Origin of the sequence: Pseudomonas sp. LS1212, from assembly GCF_024741815.1 — a bacterium.
In the GTDB taxonomy this organism is placed as follows: Bacteria; Pseudomonadota; Gammaproteobacteria; order Pseudomonadales; family Pseudomonadaceae; genus Aquipseudomonas.
The window spans coordinates 4,594,317-4,618,642 of sequence record NZ_CP102951.1 but is presented as its reverse complement, the minus strand read 5'-3'; the positions used below and the strand labels follow the sequence as shown (position 1 = coordinate 4,618,642).

Here is a 24,326-nt window from a genome sequence, read left to right as displayed (position 1 = left end):
GTGGCCCCCTATCGGCTAGTGGCTACCAAGTATGTACGCTGTCAGAGAATATGTTGGTTATCGGTCGGATCAATTGACAAGCACCGCGAGCTTTCCTAGTGTCCGCGCATTGTTTTACGGGTGACCCCATGACCACTGACGACGACCGCATCAAACTTGAACCGAGCTGGAAACATGCGCTGCGTGCCGAGTTCGACCAACCCTACATGACTGAGTTGCGTGACTTCCTGCGCCAGGAGTATGCCGCCGGCAAGGAGATCTTCCCGCCGGGACCGCTGATTTTCAACGCGCTCAATTCGACGCCGCTGGATAAGGTCAAAGTGGTGATTCTGGGGCAGGACCCTTACCACGGCCCGGGCCAGGCCCATGGCTTGTGCTTCTCGGTCCAGCCGGGCACCGCCACGCCGCCGTCGCTGCTCAATATCTATAAAGAGCTCAAGCGCGACCTGAACATCGACATCGCGACCCATGGTTGCCTGCAGTCCTGGGCCGAGCAGGGCGTGCTGCTGCTCAATACCACCATGACCGTGGAGCGGGCCACTGCCGCCTCTCATGCCAATAAAGGCTGGCAGCACTTCACCGACCGTGTCATCGAGACCGTCAGTGAGCATCAGTCCAGTACGGTCTTCCTGTTGTGGGGGGCACATGCCCAGAGCAAGCAGAAGCTGATCGATGCGACCAAGCATCTGGTGCTGACCTCGGTGCATCCGTCGCCACTGTCGGCCTATCGCGGCTTTATCGGTAACGGGCATTTCAGCCGGGCCAACAAGTTCCTCGAACAGAATGGGCTGACGCCGATTGACTGGAAATTGCCTGCGCTCTAGGGCTTACCTGTTTGTCTTCGTGCCGCCGGTCGGATTGCGGGGGCGTTGAAGGGGAGACCTATCATTTCTGACAGTATCGGCCTCTGTGGCTTGAGCTTTTAATACCTCGTGTAACTCTTTCAGTGGTCAGTGACCACATCGGAAGGTCGACGGCCATTGGCCGGTTTACTCACGGAGAGCTGACATGTCACAGAGAAAACCCCGATCGCGAAGTGCAGGACCCACGGACGATTTGCTGGATGCACCGAAAGTGCCGGACGCACTAGAGTTACTACCCGAAGAAGACGCCTATCTGATTCCGGTGACGTTTCAGGGGCAGCCTTTGCGGGTGGAAATCACAGAAGCATGGCTGAATTACGAAAACGATCCAGGCGATCGCACGACTATCGAGTTTCTCTGGAGAGGGGGAGTCGTCGAAACCTATTACCTGGACGCGCCATTCCTTCCTGACGTCGACTTTCCTTTCATCGGCACCATTGAGTCGACCCTTTTCAATACCCCCGGCATCCATTCTCTGAACTACAGAGTGACGCTGAACAACGGTAACCCTACCGACTCGCACGCGATCAAGGTCAATATTGACCACCGAGCACCCAATGGCGATAACCCCGGCCTGGTGCTGGAGTTCGATCCCGAGGTTATCAGCCAAGGGGTGACACAGGCGTATCTGGATGCCCATTTCGATCGGGTGGACGCCACAGTGCCGCGCTGGGACGATATCCGCCTGCAAGATCGGGTCGAATTCTACTGGGGGCTGACCTCAACGGAGGCTCAACCTGTTGGAAGCTTGACCATAGGGCCCGGACATTTGCTCCCGGGGGAGCTGATCGAAATTTCCTACGGCGGTGATGTCATTCGAGAGAAAGGCGACGGCTTGTTTAACGCCTATTACGTGCTGGTCGACCGAGCCGGTAACCGCAATGACTCCTCTCCTCCGGTGGCGATACAAGTCCGGTTGTCGGAAGTGCCGATCCTCTTGCCGGCCCCGATCGTGCCGCAGGCTGTGCCGGACCGGTTGATCAACCTGGCCGATGCCCGTATTGGGGTTGAAGTGCATATTCCGCGGATCGAGGAGGCCATCGCCGGGGATGTGATCCAGGCCTTTTGGAACGGCCGGCCTTTGCCGCCTGTTACGCTTGGCGTCAACCCGGTGTGGCCATTGCAGATTCCGGTGCAATGGGCTGTGCTGTCTGCCGATGGCTTTGCCGCTGAAGTGCCCTGCACGGTGTATTACCAATTGAGGCGAGGCGCCCAGCCGGCGCAAAACTCCCCGTCGATCAGCTTCAATGTGAACCTGACGGTCGCCGGACCGGACCCCGAAGGCCCTGAACCTGTCAACCGGCAGCTCGAGCGGGTGGTGGTCAAAGGCAGTACGGGAGATAACGTCCTGACAGGCGCCGACCATGGTCGCGATGCTCGCGTGGTTGTGCCCCTGTATGAAAACCCTGTTGCAGGCGAGGTACTGGAGCTGTACTGGGGAGCGTACCCCTCGACTGCCGCCACCTATACGGTGCGGCCAGGCGATGTCGGTGGGCAGGAGGTTGCCTTCACGGTGCCTTGGGCAATTGTCGAGTCGGTCGGCAACAGCTCGGCCTTGCCGGTGTATTACTGGACGTTCAATGGCATTAACCGGCAGCGCGCGCGGGAGACATTGGTGCGGGTAGCGGTGACGGTGGTTGAAGGGCTCAAGGAAGTCAGCTTCCCGGATGCCACGCTCTGGGGCTGGGTCAACTGCGCCGTCAAACCGTGGGAAGGCATCAAGGTGAAGGTGCCTGGCGATGCTGTGCGTTTGTCCGAAGGGGATCTGATCGAGCTGTCCTGGCAACTCTGCAGGACCGAGAACGGCGAGCAACCTATCGAAGGCGCCGCACATGTTTTCGAAAAAACGCTATCGGCCACCGAAGCGATCGAAGGGGCCGTGATCAATGTGCTGCCGTTTGACACCCTGGTCCTTCCTCTTGGGCTGCAGGATGGCTCGGCGTTGGCCAGTTATAGGCTGACCAAGGCTGATGGCACGCCAGGCACGGCGCCAGCCGCATTGCTCAAGATTTCCCTCGTGCGACCAGGCGCGACGGAGCCATGCATGGGAGATATCTTAAGGGTGGATCCGACATGGTAAGTAGAGCGACGAAGAGCGCAACGCTCTTGTAGGAAGCCCTATTCCCGGCACTCGCTATGGCGACGTGCCGGGTTTACATTTCTGCATTTCAAAAAACCTCCGCTCCCAAGTGGGCAGGGCGGCAGTCCACTATCGTTCGATTTATTATTTGAAGAACGTTTTGGACTTATAGCGGCTGCTTTTATTGTTAAAGGCCATATATTTCTCTGTGTTGAGTACGCCCCTGCTTCTGGTGGGCAAGAGCACACTTTTTTCATTCGCGCACCTGTCATTTCTGATAGGTGTGCGGCCTGGAAAAAAGTTGTTTACTGAACCAAGCATCAAGGGGATGTTTTTGGGTAGTCCCGGATGTGTTGAGCGTATTATTTCATATAGGGAGATTGCAGCATGTCGGATTACGAGAAAGTTCCCAGCGAACTCAAACAGCTGAAAACGCAAATTGCAATTAAGGAAAGCCAGGCCAGGGCGACAAACCGCCCGCGGACCCAGATGGTATTACCTGCCTCGTTGTCGGATGAATTACGTGAACTGGCCGAAAGAGCGATCGGGGTTGCAGCACTGGATGTACTGAGCTTCAGGAATACATTACCTGATAACGGTGATAACCAGGATAACCTGCTGCCCAAGGCAGAGAGGGAATATGGTTTGGATGTGACGGTGCCGCTTTGGCCTGATGTAGCAGAAATTTCATACATCATTTACTTCTTGATTGATGGGGTCGAACGGGGGCGGCAGACTGTCACACCACCGTACGATAGTTGGACCGGTGAGCTTTTTATTCCGGCAGGTGTACATACCAATACCCATGGCCAACATATGATCACCTATACAGTGGTCGATGCTACCTCCGGGAACGAAGAACTTTCCGATCCGGCCTTCTATTTTGTCGATACCCAAGACCCCGCCTTGGGGAGCCCGCCCACGCTTATTGAACTGCCCGCCGATTTACCGCGCCCTAAAACGATCACCATCGAATATTTGAATACCAATAATGGTGTCGAGTTGACCATCCCGGGCGTTTTTGGCTACCGAATTGGCGACACCTTCAGCGTTTACTGGGGAGACGGCAACAGGATTGTTACCGATGAGGTCATCCCGGTTGCTCCACCCCATAAGTTCACTGTTCCGAAAGCAGCCATCGAGGCCGCCGGTGAGGGCGTGCGAACCATTTACTACACCCTGCAGGACCGGGCGGGCAATGTCAGCCAGCCGTCCATCAGGGAGACAGTCGAGGTTGTGTTGATCTCGTCACCTGTTGATCTAGGGCCGCCGAGGGTGCCAGAGTCGCCGGTCAACCTTGAGGACGCATCTGATGGCGTACTGGTGTTTGTTGACTCGTACACGGGTGCTCTGCCGGGCGACAGGATTGTCGTCAACTGGAATGGCGCGGTGCAGCCGGAGTTTATCTATCCCGCCGACAACGTAGTGGTAAGTTGGACAACGGTTTCGCAGTTCGGCGACCTCTATGATGCCAACGTCAGTTATAAGGTCTATCGCGGCAATATAGAGTCTGACCCCTCCGAAGTCCTGGTGGTGCCTGTTGACCTGAGCGTGATCGGGCCGGTGAATCCGGAGCGGCCGAATCCGGTCAACCCCGATCTCGAGCTCCTGGTGGTCCTGGGTGACGGTGCTGCCGAACCGAACAAACTGACGGTGGCGGAAAAAGGCAAGGACGCGGTAATTACTGTCCCGTTGTATACACCTATTAACGTCGGTGAAGTCATTCGGGTTTTTTATAACGACATCACAACGCCTGTCGGTACTGCGCACTCAATCACCCAAGGTGAGATAGATGCTGGCGAAGTAAAGGTTACGCTGCTATCCGCCACCATCGAGACGATTGGTAATGGTTCGATTCCCGCGTTCTATCGGATCTACGCGAACCTGACAGCAGAAAACTACCAACAGTCGCCCGATACGAAGGTCGAGGTGTCGGTGAATAACCTTGAAGATCTGACCTTGCCGACGTTCCCGCTGCGGAACACGGCGCTTAATATCATAAACTGCAGCAACACTCCCTGGATCAATGGGGTGACGGTTCGGATCAATTACACAAACCTGAGCGAGAACGATCTCATCACCGTGCATTGGGTGATGCATAGCGTCCGTATCCCTGCGGACGGCCCGCCTATGAATCCTGTCGAAGCGACACGAAGCACTTTTGAGTACCGAGTTACTGCAACGGACGCCAGTAGTAATACCGCGAATGTTATTGTGCCGTGGGGCAGCCCTCATCTGTCGTTGGTGACCGATGGATCAATCGAAGCTCGCTGGCATATTATGAAAGCGGGTGATGTGGCCGGTATGTCGGAAAGTAACTATGTCAACTTCAGTCGAGTAAAACCGGGCGGGGTCATTTGCGGTCCGACTAATTGAGTCTGGATGTTGGAATAAAAGTAGCCTGAAGGAATTTCCTTCAGGCTACTTCCGGATAATTAAAGTTGATCGCTCTTGCAAAAGGAAATTTGGGTGCCACCCAAGGTTGCGATGATCGAGCGATCGTCGATGTCGGATTTGCTCTTAATTGCATAGGATTTTTCCTACATATCTATCCTACGTTAGCCTGTAGGATCAGCGCCGCTTGGAACTTGAGGGTCAGTAGTGACAGAGCTCATCAGGTTTCGAGATGTTTCTATCAGCAGAATAGGGTTGTTTAACATGCAGGGAAATCGAATCAGGCGTTTCACCTGGCCGTGTTTCCGCACATTGCTCACGGTGCTGGCGATAATGCCACTGTCGTTGTTGAGCAAGTATGCTGATGCGGCGCCAGAGGTCGTAGACGGTGTAGTCAGGAACATTGATGCTACGACGCCAACCAATAGTTATCAGGTCATCAATGGCGGCACGCTGAATGCACAGGGCGCCTCGACTCAAGATATCGAAGTGACGACGGGATCGACCTTGAACCTGGCGGGGGGAGCGGTCTCCGCCTCGGCGCTTGCCGGTATTCGCTTGAGCAACAGTCAAGCCAATCTTAGTGGTACCCGAGTGACCAATACGGCCGGGGGCGGATTGTTCGCCGCACGGGTGATTTCTACCACCACCGGCTCTACCGCGGTGGTCAGTAACAGCACTATCAGTGGGAGTACGGTCGGTGCCTCGGCTTCTGCTTACAGTCAGATTCGCTTGACCGATTCGCACATTTTCGGAACCGGCGCAGGCAGTAATGGCGTGAATATCCTGGGCGGGCGGGTGACGGCGTCCGGGGGCAGCATCACCGGTGCCCAACAGGGCATATTAATGCGTCGGGACACTTCGGCCAGCGATCAGGGCGCTGTGTTGAGCCTGGACAATACTACTGTGGTCGGGCAAAACGGTGCGGCGATCCTTGTCAACGACGGTGTAACCGCCGAAATCGCCGTACTCAATGGCACAACCCTGACCGGCAACAACGGCAATGTACTGGAGGTGGCTGGCGCAGCCACCGCGACTTTTCGCGTCAATAATGCTGCCTTGACTGGCAACATACAGGTAGCGGACGCCAGCACCGCCAACCTCACGCTCGATCAGGCGACCTTGACCGGCGACGTGATCGCGGCGCCGGGCAGTACCGCCAATGTAGTGCTGAGCAACCAGTCGATACTCACCGGGCGCATGGACAATGTCACCAGCCTGGCGATCAACAGCGAAGCGACCTGGGTCTTGACGGGTGACAATGAGCTCAACAGTTTGGCCTTGAACGGTGGCCGTGTTTCATTCGGCGACCCGCAGGCGTTCTATACGCTGAACGTCGGCAGCCTGTCGGGCAATGGCACCTTTGTGATGGCCTCGAACTTCGCCACCGGCGAAAGCGATCGCCTCAATGTAACCGGCACGGCCACAGGTAATCACGGCCTGTTGATCAGCAGCAGCGGAACCGAGCCTGCGGCGGTCGAGCGTATGCGGGTGGTTCAAACCGGCGGAGGGGATGCACAGTTCAGTCTGGTCAATGGCCCGGTCGATCTGGGTGCCTGGTCCTACGACCTGGCGCGCGATGGCAACGCTTGGTATCTGAACGGCGAAACCCGCACCGTGAGTCCCGGCACCCGTTCGGTACTGGCCTTGTTCAACACGGCGCCGACCGTCTGGTATGGCGAGTTGTCTTCGCTGCGCAGCCGCATGGGCGAATTGCGCTACAGCGGCGGCAAGCGCGCGGGTGGCTGGATTCGTACTTATGGCAACAAGTACAACGTCGCCGATGCTTCCGGGGTGGGCTATCAGCAAACCCAGCAGGGCATTTCCCTGGGCGCCGATGCGCCGTTGCCGGTCGGCGACGGGCAATGGCTGGTGGGGCTGCTGGCAGGGCATAGCAAGTCGGATCTGGACCTGAACCGGGGTACTTCGGGGACGGTCGAGAGTTACTATGCCGGTGCCTATACCACCTGGCTCGACGCGGACACAGGGTACTACTTCGACGGTGTGCTGAAGTTCAACCGCTTCCAGAACAACGCGAAAGTAGCACTCAGTGACGGTGAACGGGCCAAGGGCGACTACGACAATCACGGTGTGGGTGGGTCGGTGGAAGTCGGTCGCCATATCAAGCTCGATGATGGCTACTTCCTCGAACCGTTCAGTCAGTTGTCGGCTGTGGTGATTCAGTCCAGGGACTATGCGCTGAGCAATGGCCTGAATGCCGAAGGCGACCGCACCCGTTCCTTGCTGGGCAAGGTCGGGGCCACGGTTGGGCGCACCTTCGATCTGGGCCAGGGGCGTAATGTGCAGCCTTACGTGAAGGCCGCCTATGCACACGAGTTTGCCAAGAACAACGAGGTGCAGGTCAACAACAATGTGTTCAACAACGACCTGTCCGGCTCCCGTGCGGAACTGGGTGTCGGTGTGGCCGCGTCGCTGTCGGAGAGCTTCCAGGTGCATGCCGATTTCGACTACAGCAATGGCGAGAATATCGAGCAGCCCTACGGTGTGAACATCGGTGTCCGGTATTTCTGGTAAACGGCCATCGGTGGCAGGCCAAGCCTCTAGTGGGGGTTGGCCCAGTACCTGAACAACGGCTCGGCCAGAAACAGCACGAACAGCAAGCGCATGACCTGCAGTGCCGTGACCAACGGCACCGACAGCTGCAAGGTCTCGGCCGTCAGGCTCATTTCGGCGATACCGCCGGGCATCATGCCCAAAGTCAATGAACGCAGGTCCAGCTGGGTCAGGGCGCTCAGACCCAGCGCCGCGACGCCTGCGATGAGCATGGTCAAGGCGGTGCCGATCAGCGTGCGGCCAAGAAAGGACGGTGCCCGACGGAAGAACGCCCGGTTGAAGTGACAGCCCAGCCCGCTGCCGATCAACCACTGCCCGACCTGACTACCGCCCTGCGGCAGGCCGATATGCAAGTCCCAGCCGATACTGATCACCGCGCTCACCAATAGTGGGCCGAACAACCAGGGGTTGGGTTGCTTGAGGCGCTGCCAGAGCCACGCCACCAACGCACCCAGCGAGAAAACCACGGCCAGCCAGCGCCAGTCGACACTGCCCGAACCCTGTATCGCCACGCCGTCGCCCAACAGGTATTTGAAAACGGCAGGCACGCATAGCACCACCACCAGCACCCGCAGGCTCTGCCCGGCCGCAACGAGGCTGAGGGTCGCGCCATTGCGCGCGCCGAGGTTGACCATTTCGCCGGAACCGCCCGGCATGCTCGAGAAAAATGCGGTGGCGCGATCCTCACCCGTGCGGCGCAGTAACCAGACGCCGACCACGCTGGACAGGCTGGTCACCAGCGCACCGCAGAAGATCAGGCCGAAATGACCGAGCACTTGTTCCATTACCTGCGGCGTGAAGTGCAGGCCGATGCCGATTCCGACGATCCACTGCCCGCATTTACGTCCGCCGGGGATTTCGCCCAACTGCCAGGGCGTCAGGCAGCGCACCAGGATGATCGCCAGCAGCGAGCCGACCATCCATGGCAGCGGCCAGCCGACCTGGCTGGCGAGGTAACCGCCAGCCAAGCCGACGAAGGGGGTTCCCCACCACAGCTTCCAGGACGTTTCAGACATCGGCCAAGGCGCGACGCTGAACACTGCGCTTGCGCCAGATGCGCAGCAGCGGCAACAGCAGCATGATCGCCGTCAGCGCCCAGACACCCATGGCGATCGGGCTGGACCAGAGGATCTCCAGCGCACCGTTGGAGATCGACAGGGCCCGGCGCAGGTTTTGCTCCATCAGTCCGCCAAGGATAAAGCCCAGCAGAATCGGCGAGAGCGGGAAGTCCAGCTTGCGCAGGATGTAGCCGAAGATGCCGATGCCGATCATCAGGAACAGGTCGAACGTGGTGGCGTGCACCGCGAAGACACCGATGGCGGTGATGATCGCGATCATGGGTACCAGCGCCCAGTTCGGCACCGCCAGGATGCGGGTGAAAATCCGGATCATCGGAATGTTGAGCACCACCAGCATGATGTTGGCGATGAACAACGACGCGATCAGGCCCCAGACGATGTCTGGCTGCTGCTGGAACAGCAGTGGGCCGGGGGTGATGTTGTACAGCGACAGTGCGCCGATCATCACCGCCGTGGTGCCGGAGCCGGGCACGCCCAGGGTCAGCATCGGCACCAGCGCGCCGCAGGCTTCGGCACCGATGGCGGTTTCCGGGGCGGCCAGGCCGCGCATGTCGCCCTTGCCGAAGTTGCCGCTTTTGCCGGCGATGCGTTTTTCCGTCATGTAGGCCACGGCGCTGGCCAGGGTCGCACCGGCACCGGGCAGCACGCCCATGATGAAGCCCAGCACGCCGCAGCGCAGGTTGACCACGAATACCGAGGCGGCTTCCTTGAAGTTGAACAGCATGCGCCCGGTGGCTTTCACGGCGACGTGGCCGTGATGGGTTTTCTCAAGCAGCAAGAGAATTTCGCTGATGGAGAACAGGCCCAGCACCAGCACCACGAACTGAATGCCGTCGGCCAGATGGACGTTGTCGCCGGTGAAGCGATACACGCCACTGTTGGCGTCGATCCCGACACTCGACAAAAACAGCCCGATCAACGCCGCGATGAAGGTCTTGAGAGGTTTGTCGCCAGCCATGCCGCCCAGGCAGACAATGGCAAAGACCATCAATACGAAGTATTCCGCCGGGCCGAAGGCGATGGCCCATTTGGCCAGCAACGGCGCGAACAGGACCATGCCGCAGGTGGCGATGAAGGCGCCAATGAACGAGCTCCAGGCCGACAGCGACAGGGCCACGCCAGCCAGGCCTTTGCGGGCCATGGGGTAGCCGTCCAGCGTGGTCATCACGGTCGAGGCTTCACCGGGAATGTTCAGCAGGATCGAGCTGATCCGGCCGCCATATTCACAGCCCAGGTAAACCGCCGCCAGCAGGATCAGCGCCGATTCCGGCGGCAGGCCCAGGGCAAAGGCGATGGGGATCAACAGTGCCACGCCATTGATCGGGCCCAGGCCCGGGAGCAGGCCGACCACGGTGCCGATCAGGGTGCCGCACAACGCGGTGACCAGGTTGTACGGCGTCAGAGCGACACCGAAACCCTGGCTCAGATAGCTGAAAGTATCCATGTCAATTCTCCAGAATATCGAGCAGGCCCAGGGGCAGTGGCACGTCCATGGCTTTATCGAACAGCAGATAAAGACCGACGCTCATCAGGCTGATGATCACAACGCTGGGTAGCCAGCGGCCGCCATACAGACGTGCCATCGGAATGCCGATCAGCATGCTGCTGAGGATGAAACCCAGCGGCTCGAACAGGCTGGCGAAGAACAGCAGCAACAGCACGCACAGGCCGATCTTTTTCAAGGTCGGGTGGTCGAGCTCCGGCTCGTCCTCGTGACGCACGATGGGCGTGGGCCGAAACAGCAGGTACAACAAGGCCGCCGACATCAGGCCGATCATCAGCAGGGGGTAGGCGCGCGGGCCTACGGGTTCATAGGAGAAGGCGGCTTGATAGGGCCAGGCCATTACGGCCAGGGCGGCGCAGGCGAGCAGGAGCGCCAGCGCGAAAAAGCGTTGCAGGACCATTGGGGGAATCCTCTACGGGGCGACCGCTTTGCGGTCGATCGCTGGCAAGCCAGCTCCTACATGGGAGGAGCTGGCTTGCTCTCCAGGGTGTTACTGGATCAGGCCGAATTCCTTGGCCAGGATCTTGTAGTCGGCCACCTGTTTTTTCACGTAGGTGTCCAGCTCCGGGCCGGTCATGGCGAAGGGGAAGAGTTCGCGCTGGTCGCGCAATTTGGCGAAGTCTTCGGAGGCGAGCATCTTGTCGAAGGCGTCTTTCCACCAGGCGTATTCTTCATCGGTAACCTTTGGCCCCAGGTAGAAACCACGCACCACCGGCCAGACGATGTCGTAGCCCTGTTCCTTGGCGGTCGGAATATTCTTCATTTCCGGTTCGTCGATGCGCTTTTCAGCGAACACCGCCAGCAGGCGCATGTCGCCGCTGAGGATGTGCGGCATGGAGTCGGAGATGTCGGTGCTGCCGACCTGGATGTGCCCGCCGAGCAGGGCAGTGGCGATTTCACCGCCACCTTCGAGTGCCACATAACGCAGGTCGCGCGGGTTGATCCCGGCGGCCTTGGCGATCAGCGCGGTCTGCATCCAGTCCTGGCTGCCGACGGTACCGCCGGAGCCGATCACGACTTTGCTCGGGTCGGCCTTGAGCGCCTTGACCAGGTCATCGAGGGTTTTGTATGGCGAGTCGCTTTTCACTGCAATGGCGCCATAGCTGGTACCGACGGCGGCCAGCCAGCGCACGGCATTTTCGTCGAAGCGACCGAACTTGCCTTGTGCCAGGTTCAGCAGCGAACCGCTGGACCAGGCCACCAGAGTACCGGCATCGGCCGGGCGCTGGGCGACTACCGCGTTGTAGGCCACCGCGCCAACACCACCGGGCATGTAGGTCACGCGCATGGGTTTGGTCAGCAGCTTCTCGTTGAGCAGGCCGCTCTGGGCCAGTTTGCAGGTCAGGTCGAAACCACCGCCGGGCGATGCCGGGGCAATGCATTCGGGACGCTTTGGTTCGGTAGAAGGGGGTTGCGCGGCGAACAGTTGGCTCGACAGCAGCACGCAACCGGTAGCCAGGGCGATTTGGCGCAGTGAAAGGGTCATCGTCAGTCTCCACAGAAGTTTTATTGTTATCAGGGATTACCAAAGAGCCACGCTGTAGCTGACCAGCAACCGCACTTCATCCGCATCGCGGGCGAAATTCGAACGGTAGGTGGCATTGCGCAGGCGCACGGCGACGTTTTTCAGCGCGCCGCTTTGCACCACGTACTTGATTTCGCTGTTGCGTTCCCATTCCTTGCCGGTGCCACCGTTGTTCAGCTTCACATTATCGCCGCTGACGTAGCGGCTCATGAAGCTCAGGCCGGGAATACCCAGGGCGACGAAGTCATAGTCGTAACGGGCTTGCCAGGAGCGCTCGTCGGCACCGGCGAAGTCGTTGATCTGAACGAAGTTGACCAGGTACGGGTCACTGCCGTCGACATAAGGGAAGGCGCTGTCGCCGGACATGTGCTGGTAGGCGGCGCTGATCTTGTGACCACTGAGGCCATAGCTGATCATACCGTTGAGCGAGGTATTGTCGATGTCGCCGCCGCGCGCCTGGCCCTGGTCATCGCTGAAGGCGGTGCGCAGGTCGGTACCCAGGGTGCCGGGGCCGAATGGCTGTGAACTGGTCAGACCTACGAAATGCTGGCGGTAGACGTCGTCGAGCTGGGCGAAGTAGTAACTGCCGGTGATCTTGTCGGTGAACTTGTAATCCAGGCCCGCGGTGTCGAAATGGTTGCCGGCCGCGGTACCGAGGAAACGGCTGTTCTTGTTGTTGAGGGCGATCTCTTCGACGTTGGTGTCATCGCGGTCCTTGACCTTTTCCAGGCGGCCGCCGGTGAAGGTCAGGTTCTTGATCTCTTTGGAGGTCAGCAGGCCGCCCTCGAAGGTTTGCGGCAGGATGCGCCCATCATTGGCCTTGAGGATCGGCAGTTCGGGAATCAGGGTGCCGATCTTCAGTTCCGTGGCGGAAATCTTCACCTTGCCGGTCAGGCCGAGCTTGGAGTATTCGTCGGCAGCGCGGCCGTCGTCATGGGTCGGCAACAGGCCGGAACCCGTACGGTCGGGGCTGGAATCGAGCTTGACCCCAAGCATGCCCAGGGCATCGACACCAAAGCCGACGACGCCGTCGGTGTAACCTGATTCCAGGTTGAGCATGAAGCCCTGGGCCCACTCGTCGCGCTTGGATTGCTGTGCACTGGTGCCGTCGCGGAAATCACGGTTGAAGTACATGTTGCGGGTTTCGAAGGTAGCGGAACTGTCTTCGAAGAAGGCGGCCTGGCCCAGGGGCGAGAAGCCGGCAAAGGCGGCGGCACTGGCAAGTGCAGCGGGGTGCAGACGGAAGGTACGAGCAGGCGAGGATGCCTGAGGCTGCATGGACAGCATCGTGTGTGACTCCGTTATTGTTCTTATAAGTTGCGAAAACGCATCGGGGCGTTTTTCGTCGTTCACGGCATCTGAATCTGGCCGTGAAGCGATGCTAGGGCTTGAACCTTTCGCTAACCTTTCAAGCAGCTTTCATTATCACGATGGGTTCACAGGCGCCGATGCGCCTGTAAACTCCGCGCCAGAAATGGCCTCCCCACAGGCCAGCGCTTTAGGAGAAGTCGATGCGTGTGCTACTCGTCGAAGATCATCTGCAATTGGCCGAAAGCATTGCCCAGGCCTTGAAAAGTACGGGCCTGACCGTGGACGTACTGCATGATGGCGTGGCTGCGGACCTGGCCCTGAGCTGCGAGGAATATGCCGTGGTGATCCTCGATGTGGGCCTGCCGCGCATGGACGGCTTCGAAGTCCTGGCACGCTTGCGCGCTCGCGGCAAGAACCTGCCGGTGCTGATGCTGACCGCCCGCAGCGATGTGAAGGATCGGGTCCATGGCTTGAACCTGGGCGCTGATGACTACCTGGCCAAACCCTTCGAACTCACCGAGCTTGAGGCGCGGGTCAAGGCCTTGTTGCGCCGCAGCGTACTGGGCGGCGAGCGCCAGCAACGCTGTGGCGTGCTGGTCTATGACCTCGATACCCGGCGCTTCACCCTGGGTGATGAACTGCTCACGCTGACCTCCCGTGAGCAGGCCGTGCTCGAAGCCTTGATCGCCAGGCCCGGGCGCGTGATGAGCAAGGAACAACTGGCAGCCCAGGTCTTCGGCCTGGATGAAGAGGCCAGCGCCGATGCCATCGAAATTTACATTCACCGCCTGCGCAAGAAACTCGATGGGCATGCCGTCGCCATCGTGACCTTCAGGGGGCTTGGCTACCTGCTCGAGAACCGCGATGCGTAAGCCCGGCAGCCTGCGTGGGCGGCTGCTGTGGAACCTGGCGCTGTTGCTGCTGGTGTTGATGCTGGCCAGCGGCCTGAGTGCGTACTGGAACGGCCGCGAGGCCGCCGACACGGCGTATGACCGCACATTGCTGGCATCGGCACGCACCATCGCTGCCGGCCTCTCGCAACGCGACGGCAGCTTGAGCGCCGATGTGCCCTACGTGGCGCTCGATACCTTCGCCTATGACAGCGCCGGGCGTATCTACTATCAGGTCAATGACATTCAGCAGCGGCTGATTTCCGGCTACGAGAACCTGCCGGCACCACCGCCGGGCACACCACGTACCGATGACTATCCGGCCCTGGCGCGCTTTTACGATGCCCAATACCTGGGCCAGGATGTCCGCGTGGTCAGCCTGCTCAAGGCGGTCAGTGAGCCGAACATGAACGGCATGGCGGAAATCCGCGTGGCCGAGACCGAAGAGGCAAGGGTGCGTATGGCTCGCAGTCTGATGACTGATACCTTGTTGCGCCTGGGCATGCTCGGCATGGGCGCAATGCTGCTGGTGTGGTTTGCCATCAGCGCGGCGTTGCGGCCACTGGAGCGCTTGCGTACGGCCGTCGAAGATCGCCAGCCGGACGACTTGCGGCCTCTGCCGCTGGTAGAAGTTCAGCGCGAACTTTGGCCACTGGTGCAAGCCCTGAACCATTTCACCGAGCGGCTGCGCGGGCAGTTCGAGCGGCAGGCGCAGTTTATCGCCGATGCTGCCCATGAGTTGCGTACTCCCCTGGCTGCGCTCAAGGCTCGGCTCGAATTGGGCTTGCGCGCGCCGCAGTCCGAGGTCTGGCGCGAGACCCTGGAGTCGGCGGCGCAAGACACCGACAAGCTGACCCACCTGGCCAACCAGCTACTTTCGCTGGCCCGGGTCGAAAACGGCGCCCGGGCGATCGCCGAAGGCGGCGCGCAGCTGCTCGATCTCAGCCAATTGACGCGGGAGCTGGGCATGGCCATGGCGCCGCTGGCGCATGCGCGCGGCGTAGCCCTGGCGCTGGAAGCCGAAGAGCCGGTCTGGTTGCGCGGTGAGCCGACCTTGCTCAATGAGCTGCTCAGCAACCTGGTCGACAATGCCCTGGCCCATACACCGGCGGGCGGCAATGTGATCCTGCGGGTCAGCCCGCCGGGCGTACTGGAGGTCGAAGACGACGGCCCGGGCATCCCCATTGAGGAGCGTGAGCGGGTGTTCGAGCGCTTTTACCGGCGCGGTGCCCAGGGCACCGGGCTGGGCCTGGCGATCGTCGGCGAGATTTGCCGGGCGCATCTGGCCCAGATCAGCCTGCACGATGGCGAACCGGCAGGATTGAAAGTGCGGGTGAGCTTTAACCCCGACTAATGAAACATGGCCCGGGCAACATGGAGGTCGCTGGCTTCCAGCGTGGCCGGGTCCAGACCCAATTGTCGGCACGCCGGCAACGAATCGAACGGGTGCCTCTGGTCCTCGACTTGGCTGAGCAGTGAAGCGACCTGGACCACATCGACATAATCGGCCTGGGCCGAGCGGCGCTGGGCATCCCGGGACAAGCTGGGGACCTTGATCAGCATTTCCGGGAACTCCCAGACGCTGAGGATCTTGTCGCCGAGCAGCGGGTGGATGCGTTCGATCACATGGTTGAGGCACACCGGATCGGACAGCAGTTCATTGTGCTCTTCGGCATAGGTGAGGATGGGCAGCACACCGATCTGGTGCACAAGCCCCGCCAACGCCGCCTGGTCCGGCTTGAGCCGGGTATAGCGATGGCAGAGTTCGTAGCTGATGCCTGCCACTTCCAGGCTGTTGGCCCAGACGTCGCGCATTTTCTGCTCGACCACTGCTGAACGGGCGTGAAAGATCTGCTCGATAACCAGGCCGATGGCCAGGTTGCAGCTGTAGTTGACCCCCAGCCGGGTGATGGCTGCCTGCAGGTCAGTGACTTCATTGGCCGCACGCAGCATCGGGCTGTTGACCACTTTGATCAGGCGAGCGGAGAGGGCGGCATCGCTGCCGATCACTCGGCTCAAGGTGCCGACATCGATGTCGCTGTCTTCGGCCGCCTTGCGAATTTTCAGGGCGACTTCGGGCAGTGTCGGCAAAACCAGGTCATCGTTGTCGATGGCAGCCAGCAACTGCTCTTGAACCATCCGGGCCAGCTCGCTCATCTGTGTTCTCTAACGCGATATCACGGGACAAGCGTCGACGCGTTCGGCGCTCGACGCTTTTGCAAGGGCGTTGCTCAACGCTGGATTTCGCGGTCGCGGTCCAGTTCGTAGGGCAACGAGAGCAACGTCGCACGCGGGCCTTCGAGGCTGCCCAGGTGCAGGTTGCCATTTTCCACGGCCTCGGCCTGAAGCACGGCCAGCAGCTCGCTGTGGCCGTTGGCGGAGGCCGCCAGAACCACCTCGCCAATGGCACTGGCGTGGGTCGGCGAGAACAGCGGGGTGCCCGGCTCGGGCAGTTCGCCACCGGCAAGCTCAAGGCGATACTGCCGGCGCTTGAGTTTGCCCAGGTACTGCATGCGCGCCACGATTTCCTGGCCGGTGTAGCAGCCCTTCTTGAAACTGACGCCGCCCACGGCCTGCAGGTTGAGCATTTGCGGGATGAACATCTCGCGGGTCTGGGCCATCACCTGGCCAATACCGGCGCGAATCTGCCCCAGTAACCAGGCATTCAGGTCGCCTTCGGCGAGTTGCGCGGCGAGGTTGGTCTTCAGGCTTTGTGTTTGATCGACCGGGGCCCAGAGTTCGGCACGGCCAGGGCAAACGCGAATGGCGATCAGGCCATTGGCGCGGGCCACGGCGTTGTCCTCTTGCGGCAGCTCAAGGCCGAGGCTGGCCAGTGCTGCATCGCCATCGCTCAAGCCGAAACGGACCCAGTCGGCGCTTTCGTCGGTCAGCTTCGACTTGGAAAAGACCGCGTATTTCTTCAGGTCCGCCAGTTGTGGCTCGACCAGCTCGCGGGCCATGGCCAGCAGGCAACCATCGCCTTCGAGCACCAGTCGGAAGCTCGATTGCATGCGGCCTTTCTGGGTGCAGCGAGCACCGAGGCTGGCGGTCGTTTCGTTCACGTAACCGAGGTTGCAGGTCAACTGGCCTTGCAGGAACTTGCTGGCATCGGAGCCGCGGACGGCGAGGACGCCTTCGTGGGATAACGTGCAGAAAAAAGCTGAATCGGCCATTGGTCATCGCAAGGTGAAAAGACTGGGCACCATCATAGAGCCCTGCCGGGAAAATAGGTAGTTGCCGGACCGGCAATCAACGCTGGGTCGCTGGTTGCGCAATCGGCATGGCAAGGCGACCATTGATCAGTGCCCCCTGCGGCTGGCCTCTGTATACTGGCGGCCTATTTGAGGAGAGCTCCATGGTCGAAGATGTTGAACTCAACCGGCTCTACTGGCATAGCCGCCGCGGCATGCTCGAGCTGGATGTGCTGCTGGTTCCCTTTGTCAAAGAGGTTTATCCGCACCTGAACGAAGTGGACCGCGAGTGTTACCGCAGGCTGCTCGAATGCGAAGACCAGGACATGTTCGGCTGGTTCATGGAGCGTGCCGAGTCCGAGGACCCTGAGCTGCAGCGCATGGTCCGCATGATCCTGGATCGTGTCCAGCCCAAGTGAAAGCTTCGAATGCCGCTGGCAAGCCTCCGGGCAATTGCTGGCGGCGTATCTGATTGGCCAGCTGCTGGCGCTGGTATCGCTGGTCCTGCTTGAAATACCCGTATGGCTGAGCCTGGCCGGCATTGTGCTGTGCCTGGCGCATGCTGTCTGGGTGCTGCCGCGTTACATTCTCTTGAATCATCGGTATGCCGTCACCGGCTTGCGCCGCGATGCCACAGGCTGGCAATTGTGGCGCGCCGCGGAGGGCTGGAAGCCCGTGCAACTGCAGCGCGACAGCCTGGCATTGCCAGGGCTGGTGGTGCTGCGTTTCCGTTGGCAGGGGCGGCGCTGGGTGCACGGCCTGTGTATTCCCGGTGACGCGCTGGAGCCGGTGCAGCACCGGCGCCTGCGCTTGCGCCTGAAGTTCAGTCGGCGTAGGTGGGCGGCACCAGAATAGTGTCCAGGGCCTCGGGCAGCAGGCCCGGGTAGTCGAGGGTGTAATGCAGGCCGCGGCTTTCCTTGCGTTGCATGGCCGAGTGGATCATCAGCTCGGCGACCTGCGCCAGGTTGCGCAGCTCGATCAGGTCGCGACTGACCTTGTAGTTGCTGTAGAACTCGTCGATCTCGTCCAGCAGCAGCCGAACCCGATGCTCGGCGCGTTGCAAGCGCTTGTTGGTGCGCACGATGCCCACGTAGTCCCACATGAAGCGCCGCAACTCGTCCCAGTTGTGCGCAATGATCACGTCTTCGTCCGAATCGGTGACCTGGCTGGCATCCCAGCCGGGCAGTTGTTCGGGCATTGGCATGCCTGCCAGCTTGGCGATGATGTCATTGGCGGCCGAGCGGCCATAAACGAAGCATTCGAGCAACGAGTTGCTGGCCATGCGGTTGGCGCCGTGCAGGCCGGTGAAGCTGGTTTCGCCGATGGCATAAAGCCCGGGCACATCGGTCAGGCCTTGCTGGTCGACCAGGACCCCGCCGCAGGTGTAGTGCGCGGCCGGTACCACCGGGATCGGTTGCTGGGTGATGTCGATGCCAAATTCCAGGCAGCGCTCATACACCGTGGGGAAGTGGTTTTTGATGAAATCAGCGGGTTTGTGGCTGATGTCCAGGTACACGCAGTCCACACCCAGGCGCTTCATTTCATGGTCGATGGCCCTGGCGACGATGTCCCGTGGGGCGAGTTCGGCGCGTGGGTCGAAGCGCGGCATGAAGCGTTCGCCATTGGGCAGCTTGAGCAGGGCGCCTTCGCCACGCAGGGCTTCAGTGATCAGGAAGCTCTTGGCCTGCGGGTGATAGAGGCAGGTCGGGTGAAACTGGTTGAACTCCAGGTTCGCGACCCGGCAGCCCGCACGCCAGGCCATGGCAATGCCGTCGCCGCAGGCACCGTCCGGGTTGCTGGTATAGAGGTAGACCTTGGCGGCGCCGCCGGTGGCCAGCACGGTAAAGCGTGCGCCACATGTATCGACTTCGCCGGTGGCCCGGTTGAGCACATAGGCACCCAGGCAGCGGTTTTCGTCCTGACCCAGCCGGCGCGCGGTGATCAGGTCGACGGCCACGCGGTGTTCCAGCAGTTCGATGTTCGGCCGCAGGCGCGCCTGCGCGAGCAGGGTGGTGAATATCGCAGCGCCCGTAGCGTCGGCGGCATGAATGATGCGCCGATGACTGTGGCCGCCTTCGCGAGTCAGGTGAAATTCGAAGCCACCGTCATCGACGTCGGCGTTTTCATCGCGCGTGAAGGGCACGCCCTGGTCGATCAGCCACTGGATCGATTCGCGGCTGTGCTCGACGGTGAAGCGCACAGCGTCTTCATGGCACAGGCCGCCACCGGCGTTGAGGGTGTCTTCGACGTGGGACTGTACGGTGTCGGCATCGTCGAGTACCGCGGCCACGCCGCCCTGGGCCCAGAAGGTCGAGCCGTTGGCCAGGTCACCCTTGCTCAATACGGCAATGCGCAGATGCCCGGGAAGGCTCAGGGCCAGGCTCAGGCCGGCCGCGCCGCTGCCAATCACAAGTACATCATGTTGATATTGTTGGCTCATTTCCGGATTCCGCGCAAAGCGACATTGGACGCATGTCTGTCGGGTTCAGCCCCCTAGTATATAGAGGGGGGGATCGGCACAATAGTCGCGCCTTTGTGGCATTGTGGAACTATCGTGAACTGAAACGGGCTGCCTTTATAACAGTCGGACCGCCTGGCTTGCTACGCAAACCCGTGCTTTCCTTCTGCTGTGCCCGTGAAAACCCACGTCGGATTGCCCAATGGCGTCGGCAACGGCTGTGAGGTGCATGGGAACTTTCTACAAGGGACCGGTATCCATAGAAGGTTGACCAAAATAAAGGGAGCAGCGTCGGCTTTATGCAGGGTTGAGGTCTTGGCCACTGCAAGCGGATTCGACGACCAGATCATTGACGCAGCCGGCCAGGACCGCGCTGCGCTTTTCGTGCAGGTCAAACGAAGGTCTGCAGGAAACTTGCTTGGAGGGGAGAACTTTTGCGAAAAGCCCGAGTCTATGTTTGCAAGCCTGATCGATGGCTGTTGCAACGCTCCTTCAAGTTCAACGAGGAGTGTTCATGCTAACCCAGGAAGAGGATCAGCAGCTTGTCGAGCGCGTGCAGCGCGGCGACAAGCGAGCGTTTGATCTGTTGGTGCTGAAGTATCAGCACAAGATTCTCGGGTTGATCGTGCGGTTCGTGCACGACACCCATGAAGCCCAGGATGTGGCGCAAGAAGCCTTTATCAAAGCTTATCGGGCACTGGGTAATTTTCGCGGCGACAGTGCGTTCTATACCTGGCTGTACCGTATCGCCATCAATACGGCGAAGAACTATCTGGTGTCCCGTGGTCGACGGCCACCTGATAGCGATGTGAGTTCTGAAGATGCAGAGTTCTACGACGGCGATCATGGCCTCAAGGATCTCGAATCACCGGAGCGTGCGTTGCTGCGCGATGAGATCGAAGGCACTGTCCATCGGACCATCCAGCAACTGCCAGAAGATTTGCGTACGGCCTTAACTTTACGTGAATTCGATGGTCTGAGTTACGAGGACATTGCAAGTGTCATGCAGTGTCCGGTGGGTACCGTGCGCTCTCGAATTTTCCGCGCTCGGGAGGCCATTGATAAAGCCCTGCAGCCCTTGTTGCAGGAACACTGAGACAGCGGCGACAGCCAAGAGAGGAACCGCCATGAGTCGTGAAGCCCTGCAGGAATCGCTGTCCGCGGTGATGGATAACGAAGCGGACGAACTGGAATTACGTCGGGTACTGAGTGCCGTCGACGATTCTGAAACCCGTGCCACCTGGTCGCGTTATCAGGTTGCCCGTGCAGCCATGCACAATGAACTGTTGATGCCGCGTCTGGATATCGCAGCGGCAGTCTCGGCAGCGCTGGCGGACGAAGCCACGCCGGTCAAGGCTACTCGCAGCCCATGGCGCAGCCTGGGGCGTCTGGCGGTGGCCGCATCGGTGACCGTTGCCGTACTGGCAGGCGTGCGTCTGTACAACCAGGATGAAATCTCCGGCGTGGAACTCGCAGCACAGCAATCGGCCCAGCAAGGCCTGGCTGTACCACAAGTTCAAGGCCCGGCCGTTTTGGCAGGCTATAGTGAAAGTTCCGAGCAAGCGACCGGCCCGATGGCCAGTGGCGTTCTGCAAGGTCAGGCTGGCTGGCAGGATCAGCGGCTGCCAGGCTACTTGCGCCAGCACGCCCAGGAAGCAGCTCTTAAAGGCACCGAAAGCGCTCTGCCTTACGCACGCGCCGCCAGCCTGGAAAATCGCTAAGGAGGACCATGCGCGCCCTACCTCTCATACCGCTTCTGCTCGGTGGATGGTTGACTGTTCCTGCTCAGGCCGCGAGCCCTGCGGATGCCAGGGTGACCAACATGTTCAGCCGTCTGGCACAAGCCGAACGTCAGCAAGACTTCCAGGGCACTTTTGTCTACGAACGTAACGGGATCTTCTCGACCCACCGGATCTGGCACCGTGTTCAGGATGGCAAGATCACCGAGCGGCTGCTGCAGCTCGATGGGTTGCCCCAGGAGGTGGTGCGGGTCGATGGGCAGACGCAATGTGTAAGTGGAACCCTGGTGGCGGGTGTGGGCAATGCCCCGGATTCATCCGGTCGGTTGCTCGATCCGCTCAAATTGATGTCCTGGTATGACATCAAGATCATTGGAGTGACACGCGTAGCAGGCCGTGAGGTGGATGTCGTGGCACTGACGCCACGCGATCAGCACCGATACGCCTTCGAATTGCATCTGGACAAGGAAACGGGCTTGCCCCTCAAGTCGCTGCTGCTCAACGACATGAGCCAGCTGCTGGAGCGTTTCCAGTTCACGGGGCTCGACATCAAGGCCGTGCCCAGCGAACAGGACTTGCAGCCCAGTTCCAATTGCAAGGCCGTTGCCAAGGTATCGGCGCAGGCCGCCGAAGCACTGGCCAGCTGGCGTTCCGACTGGCTGCCGCCTGGCTTCGAACTCGTCAACAGCTACGTGCGCAAGGATCCGCAAACCAAGGCCACGGTCAGCAGTTTGATGTATGACGACGGCCTGGCACGTTTCTCGGTGTTTCTTGAGCCGCTCAATGGCGAATCAGTCACCGATACCCGCACCCAGCTTGGGCCGACCGTTGCCGTATCGCGGCATTTGACCACGCCCAAGGGCGAGATTATGGTCACCGTGGTGGGTGAAATTCCGATCGGTACCGCCGAACGGGTTGCGCTGTCGATGCGCGCGCAAGACCCTCAGAGCAAGAATTGAGGGGTGGCGCAATGCTTGTCGGTATGCGGTATTGTATGGCGCGAGGTGCTGAATGCCCGATCCGCGTCTGAGATGCCGACATGTTTGGTGAGCATTGGCGTTTGCAAAATCACCAAAAATTTTCTATAGGTCAGTCCCTCCAGGGGCTGGCCTTGCTTGCTGTTGCAGCATCAGAAAAGCCAATGCATGAAACTTGGTCGCAGCCTGCAGGGCGGTGCCCGGGTTTTTTGTGTTTGCTGGTCCCTATTGCTTAACCACGCTCGTTGCTACGGGAGCCGTATGTCGATACCACGCTTGAAAACCTGCCTTTCATTGTTCGCCGCCGTGCTGATGCTCGGTCAGGTGGTCACTGCCCAGGCCGAAGCCTTGCCTGACTTCACGACGCTGGTCGAGCAGGCCGCGCCGGCTGTGGTGAACATCAGTACCAAGCAGAAACTGCCTGAGCGCGGGATTGCCTCAGGGCAAATGCCGGACCTCGAAGGCCTGCCGCCGATGTTTCGCGAGTTCTTCGAGCGCAACATGCCACAGCCTCCGCGCACGCCGCGTGGTGACCGTCAGCGTGAAGCGCAGTCGCTGGGTTCGGGGTTCATCGTTTCGGCCGACGGTTACGTGCTGACCAACAACCATGTGATCGATGGTGCCGATGAGATTCTCGTCCGTCTGTCCGATCGCAGTGAGTACTCCGCCAAACTGGTCGGTACCGACCCGCGTACCGATGTCGCGCTACTGAAGATCGAAGGCAAGGACCTGCCGATCGTCAAGCTCGGTGATTCGAACAAGCTCAAAGTCGGTGAGTGGGTAGTGGCTATCGGCTCGCCGTTCGGCCTGGACCATTCGGTGACCAAGGGGATCGTCAGCGCCAAGGGCCGGGCCCTGCCAAACGACACCTATGTACCCTTCATCCAGACGGACGTGGCGATCAACCCGGGTAACTCCGGTGGCCCGCTGTTCAACATGAACGGCGAAGTCGTGGGTATCAACTCGCAGATCTTCACCCGCTCCGGCGGCTTCATGGGCCTGTCGTTCGCCATCCCGATCGATGTGGCGCTGGACGTGTCCAACCAGTTGAAGAAAGACGGCAAGGTCAGCCGCGGTTGGCTGGGCGTGGTCATTCAGGAGGTCAACAAGGACCTGGCTGAATCCTTCGGCCTGGACAAGCCGGCCGGTGCACTGGTTGCCCAGGTGATGGAGGACGGCCCGGCGGCCAAGGGTGGCCTGCAGGTGGGTGACGTGATCCTGAGCATGAACGGTCAGCCGATCATCATGTCCGCAGACCTGCCGCATCTGGTCGGTGGGCTGAAAGACGGCGCCAAGGCCAGCCTGGAAGTCATCCGGGAAGGCAAGCGCAAGACGCTGGATGTCACCGTTGGCATTCTGCCGGAGGAAGACCAGAGTCTCAGTGCCAGCGCCAAGGCGGGCGTGGAACGCAGCAGCAATCGTCTGGGCGTGGCCGTGACCGATCTGACCGCCGAGCAGAAAAAGAGCCTCGACCTCCAGGGTGGCGTGGTAATCAAAGAGGTACTGGACGGCCCTGCCGCGCTGATCGGCCTGCAGCCGGGTGATGTCATCACTCACCTGAACAATCAGGCAATCGCCTCGGCGAACGATTTCACCCAGATCGCCAAGGAACTGCCGAAGAACCGCTCGGTGTCCATGCGTGTCCTGCGCCAGGGGCGGGCCAGCTTCATTACCTTCAAATTGGCTGAATAAGTCGATAGACGGTTGAGGGAGGGCGGTCATTGACCGCCCTTTTTTGTGT

Annotated in this window: 20 protein-coding genes; 12 read left to right on the top strand and 8 right to left on the bottom strand. The window is 60.2% G+C overall.

All coding sequences use genetic code 11. The features are described 5' to 3' along the window. The first annotated feature begins 128 nt into the window (after positions 1 to 128). From ung to NVV94_RS21440, 4 genes are all read left to right on the top strand, one after another. Positions 129 to 824, top strand: a complete 696-nt coding sequence (ung, locus tag NVV94_RS21455) for a uracil-DNA glycosylase (RefSeq protein WP_258444360.1) — start codon at positions 129 to 131, stop codon at positions 822 to 824. 232 nt (positions 825 to 1,056) lie between these two features. Next, positions 1,057 to 2,943 carry a hypothetical protein gene (locus tag NVV94_RS21450; RefSeq protein WP_258444359.1) on the top strand — a complete coding sequence of 629 codons (1,887 nt, stop codon included), beginning with the start codon at positions 1,057 to 1,059 and terminating at the stop codon, positions 2,941 to 2,943. A gap of 387 nt (positions 2,944 to 3,330) precedes the next feature. Further along, on the top strand, positions 3,331 to 5,319 hold the full coding sequence (locus NVV94_RS21445) for a hypothetical protein (RefSeq protein ID WP_258444358.1): 1,989 nt from the start codon (positions 3,331 to 3,333) through the stop codon (positions 5,317 to 5,319). Between the two features lie 351 nt (positions 5,320 to 5,670). After that, on the top strand, positions 5,671 to 7,872 hold the full coding sequence (locus tag NVV94_RS21440) for an autotransporter outer membrane beta-barrel domain-containing protein (RefSeq protein ID WP_258444357.1): 2,202 nt from the start codon (positions 5,671 to 5,673) through the stop codon (positions 7,870 to 7,872). Positions 7,873 to 7,898: 26 nt separating this feature from the next. Here NVV94_RS21440 and NVV94_RS21435 read toward each other — a convergent pair whose 3' ends face one another. The 5 genes from NVV94_RS21435 to NVV94_RS21415 all read right to left on the bottom strand — a co-directional run bounded on the left by NVV94_RS21435 (position 7,899) and on the right by NVV94_RS21415 (position 13,306). Then, positions 7,899 to 8,927 (bottom strand): AbrB family transcriptional regulator, encoded by a 1,029-nt coding sequence (locus tag NVV94_RS21435; protein ID WP_258444356.1) that lies wholly within the window; start codon positions 8,925 to 8,927, stop codon positions 7,899 to 7,901. Further along, positions 8,920 to 10,434 carry a tripartite tricarboxylate transporter permease gene (locus tag NVV94_RS21430; RefSeq protein ID WP_258444355.1) on the bottom strand — a complete coding sequence of 505 codons (1,515 nt, stop codon included), beginning with the start codon at positions 10,432 to 10,434 and terminating at the stop codon, positions 8,920 to 8,922. Before NVV94_RS21430 ends, NVV94_RS21435 begins: the two co-directional genes overlap by 8 nt. A gap of 1 nt (position 10,435) precedes the next feature. After that, positions 10,436 to 10,894, bottom strand: coding sequence for a tripartite tricarboxylate transporter TctB family protein (locus tag NVV94_RS21425; protein ID WP_258444354.1), 459 nt, complete (start codon positions 10,892 to 10,894; stop codon positions 10,436 to 10,438). Positions 10,895 to 10,984: 90 nt separating this feature from the next. Next, the gene (locus NVV94_RS21420; protein ID WP_258447773.1) at positions 10,985 to 11,986 is read right to left on the bottom strand and encodes a tripartite tricarboxylate transporter substrate binding protein; all 1,002 of its coding nucleotides are present in this window, start codon (positions 11,984 to 11,986) and stop codon (positions 10,985 to 10,987) included. A gap of 30 nt (positions 11,987 to 12,016) precedes the next feature. Beyond that, positions 12,017 to 13,306, bottom strand: a complete 1,290-nt coding sequence (locus NVV94_RS21415; RefSeq protein WP_258444353.1) for an OprD family porin — start codon at positions 13,304 to 13,306, stop codon at positions 12,017 to 12,019. 224 nt (positions 13,307 to 13,530) lie between these two features. Between NVV94_RS21415 and NVV94_RS21410 the strand changes: the two genes are divergently transcribed. Continuing rightward, positions 13,531 to 14,202 carry a response regulator gene (locus NVV94_RS21410; protein ID WP_258444352.1) on the top strand — a complete coding sequence of 224 codons (672 nt, stop codon included), beginning with the start codon at positions 13,531 to 13,533 and terminating at the stop codon, positions 14,200 to 14,202. Next, positions 14,195 to 15,574 (top strand): sensor histidine kinase, encoded by a 1,380-nt coding sequence (locus tag NVV94_RS21405; protein ID WP_258444351.1) that lies wholly within the window; start codon positions 14,195 to 14,197, stop codon positions 15,572 to 15,574. The genes NVV94_RS21410 and NVV94_RS21405 overlap by 8 nt, the downstream gene beginning before the upstream one ends. Here NVV94_RS21405 and NVV94_RS21400 read toward each other — a convergent pair. Both NVV94_RS21400 and NVV94_RS21395 read right to left on the bottom strand, forming a co-directional pair. Continuing rightward, positions 15,571 to 16,377 (bottom strand): HDOD domain-containing protein, encoded by an 807-nt coding sequence (locus NVV94_RS21400; RefSeq protein ID WP_258444350.1) that lies wholly within the window; start codon positions 16,375 to 16,377, stop codon positions 15,571 to 15,573. The two genes, NVV94_RS21405 and NVV94_RS21400, sit on opposite strands and share 4 nt — an antisense overlap. 74 nt (positions 16,378 to 16,451) lie before the next feature. Next, the gene (locus NVV94_RS21395; protein ID WP_258444349.1) at positions 16,452 to 17,393 is read right to left on the bottom strand and encodes a folate-binding protein YgfZ; all 942 of its coding nucleotides are present in this window, start codon (positions 17,391 to 17,393) and stop codon (positions 16,452 to 16,454) included. Positions 17,394 to 17,575: 182 nt separating this feature from the next. Here NVV94_RS21395 and NVV94_RS21390 point away from each other — a divergent pair, with 182 nt between their 5' ends. Further along, positions 17,576 to 17,830 carry a succinate dehydrogenase assembly factor 2 gene (locus NVV94_RS21390; protein ID WP_258444348.1) on the top strand — a complete coding sequence of 85 codons (255 nt, stop codon included), beginning with the start codon at positions 17,576 to 17,578 and terminating at the stop codon, positions 17,828 to 17,830. After that, complete coding sequence (locus tag NVV94_RS21385; protein WP_258444347.1) at positions 17,814 to 18,266, top strand: protein YgfX; 453 nt, start codon at positions 17,814 to 17,816, stop codon at positions 18,264 to 18,266. Before NVV94_RS21390 ends, NVV94_RS21385 begins: the two co-directional genes overlap by 17 nt. On the opposite strand, the gene nadB is transcribed toward NVV94_RS21385, so the two are convergent. Continuing rightward, positions 18,235 to 19,851, bottom strand: a complete 1,617-nt coding sequence (gene nadB / locus NVV94_RS21380) for an L-aspartate oxidase (RefSeq protein WP_258444346.1) — start codon at positions 19,849 to 19,851, stop codon at positions 18,235 to 18,237. The two genes, NVV94_RS21385 and nadB, sit on opposite strands and share 32 nt — an antisense overlap. A gap of 532 nt (positions 19,852 to 20,383) precedes the next feature. Between nadB and rpoE the strand changes: the two genes are divergently transcribed. The 4 genes from rpoE (at position 20,384) to NVV94_RS21360 (ending at position 24,277) form a co-directional block, all read left to right on the top strand. Beyond that, positions 20,384 to 20,965 carry an RNA polymerase sigma factor RpoE gene (gene rpoE / locus NVV94_RS21375; protein ID WP_258444345.1) on the top strand — a complete coding sequence of 194 codons (582 nt, stop codon included), beginning with the start codon at positions 20,384 to 20,386 and terminating at the stop codon, positions 20,963 to 20,965. Positions 20,966 to 20,996: 31 nt separating this feature from the next. Continuing rightward, positions 20,997 to 21,590, top strand: a complete 594-nt coding sequence (locus NVV94_RS21370) for a sigma-E factor negative regulatory protein (protein ID WP_258444344.1) — start codon at positions 20,997 to 20,999, stop codon at positions 21,588 to 21,590. Between the two features lie 8 nt (positions 21,591 to 21,598). Next, positions 21,599 to 22,567 carry a MucB/RseB C-terminal domain-containing protein gene (locus NVV94_RS21365; protein ID WP_258444343.1) on the top strand — a complete coding sequence of 323 codons (969 nt, stop codon included), beginning with the start codon at positions 21,599 to 21,601 and terminating at the stop codon, positions 22,565 to 22,567. A gap of 285 nt (positions 22,568 to 22,852) precedes the next feature. Beyond that, entirely contained in the window at positions 22,853 to 24,277 is a 1,425-nt protein-coding gene (locus NVV94_RS21360; protein WP_258447772.1) for a DegQ family serine endoprotease, read from the top strand. The last annotated feature ends 49 nt before the right edge of the window (positions 24,278 to 24,326 follow it).